The following is a 1,594-nucleotide window of genomic DNA, read 5'->3' as shown; positions in this document are numbered from 1 at the left end:
GCGCCGTCGGAGCCGATCGCGGCGGTGACCAGCCCGGCGGCCACCGCGGCCGCGCTGCCGCCCGACGAACCACCCGGGGTGTGTTTGCGCGACCACGGATTACGGGTGTGGCCAAATCCGGGTCCGCTGGTGAACGGCCATTGGCCCAGCTCACACGTGTTGGTTTTGCCGACGATCACCGCGCCGGCGGCCTTCAGCCGGCGCACCACTTCGGCGTCCTGCGTAGCGGGCCGAACGTGCCCGGAAGTACCGAAGGCGGTTGGCACTCCGGCGACGTCGACGTCGTCCTTGACCGCGATCGGGACACCGAGCAGCGGCGCCTGGTCGCCGGCGGCGCGCCGCCGGTCGGCCGCGGCAGCGTCGGCCAGCGCCGTCTCGGTGAGCACCACGCGAAAGGCGTTGAGCGTCGACTGGCTCAGATCGATGGCGTGCAGCGAGCGGCGGACCAACTCGTCGGAAGTCACCTCGCCGCTGGCCAACTGGTAGAGCTGGTCGGTCAGGGTGGGAAATTGACGATAGGCAGAATTACTCATCGTTACCGACATTATCGGCGCGGGTGCGAGGCGCCGTCGCAGTGCGGTGACAAACTGGTATCTATGCGGCTGTACCGAGACCGTGCGGTGGTGCTGCGCCAGCACAAGCTCGGCGAAGCCGACCGGATTGTCACCATGCTCACCCGCGACCATGGACTGGTCCGCGCGGTGGCCAAGGGTGTGCGCCGTACCCGTAGCAAGTTCGGCGCGCGACTGGAGCCGTTCGCGCATATCGACGTGCAGCTGCATCCGGGCCGCAACCTGGACATCGTCACGCAGGTCGTCTCGCTTGACGCGTTTGCCACCGACATCGTCAGCGACTACGGCCGATACACCTGCGCGTGCGCGATGCTGGAGACCGCCGAGCGCCTCGCCGGTGAGGAACGAGCGCCGGCCCCGGCCTTGCATCGACTCACGGTCGGAGCGTTGCGGGCGGTGGCCGATGGTCAGCGATCCCGCGAGCTGGTGCTGGATGCTTATCTGCTGCGGGCCATGAGCATCGCCGGGTGGGCCCCGGCGCTGACCGAATGCGCCCGCTGCGGCACACCGGGCCCGCATCGGGCATTTCACATCGCCGCAGGCGGCAGCGTCTGCGGATACTGCCGCCCCGCCGGTGCGACGACACCGCCGCTGGGTGTGCTGGATCTGATGTCGGCGCTGCACGACGGGGATTGGGAGGCCGCGGAGACCGCACCGCACTCGGCCCGCAGCCACGTCAGCGGATTGGTGGCCGCCCACCTGCAATGGCATCTGGAGCGGCAGCTGCGAACGTTGCCGCTGGTCGAGCGGACAGGCCGGGTCGACTCGGCATTCAGCGTCTATTCGGGCCTGGTCGACCGCCGCATAGCTCTGGTCAGGCAGGATGTCGCCCATGGGGACGAGCCGGGTGAGCCGCTCAGAGCGGACGGCTGAGCGTAAGCGGCAAGCGATCGACTTCCCACAGCTGCCGCCTGCCCCGACGACTACCCAACCTTTCCCGACAAATCCACCTGGCCGGTGGTCTTTCCCGTGCTCCCGCCGTCACCCGACGGCGGTCCGCGCCGGCCCCCGCAACACACTTC

At 69.1% G+C, this 1,594-nt stretch carries 2 protein-coding genes and 1 pseudogene; 2 read left to right on the top strand and 1 reads right to left on the bottom strand.

The window, feature by feature from the left end:
* Window positions 1-533 (bottom strand): amidase family protein (locus WAN71_RS23170; protein WP_422227571.1); only part of this gene is annotated, 533 nt, incomplete at its 3' end.
* A 63-nt stretch (window positions 534-596) separates the two neighbouring features.
* Between WAN71_RS23170 and recO the strand changes: the two genes are divergently transcribed.
* Together recO and WAN71_RS23160 are read left to right on the top strand one after the other, a co-directional pair.
* Window positions 597-1,445 (top strand): DNA repair protein RecO, encoded by an 849-nt coding sequence (gene recO, locus WAN71_RS23165; protein WP_422227570.1) that lies wholly within the window; start codon window positions 597-599, stop codon window positions 1,443-1,445.
* Window positions 1,405-1,594 (top strand): annotated as a pseudogene (locus WAN71_RS23160) (isoprenyl transferase); the annotation flags it as partial. The gene recO and the pseudogene WAN71_RS23160, both read left to right, overlap by 41 nt.

Origin of the sequence: Mycobacterium sp. (assembly GCF_049280035.1) — a bacterium.
Taxonomy (GTDB): domain Bacteria; phylum Actinomycetota; class Actinomycetes; order Mycobacteriales; family Mycobacteriaceae; genus Mycobacterium.
Note: the sequence above shows the minus strand (reverse complement) of the source record. Positions and strands in the feature narration are given on the sequence as shown.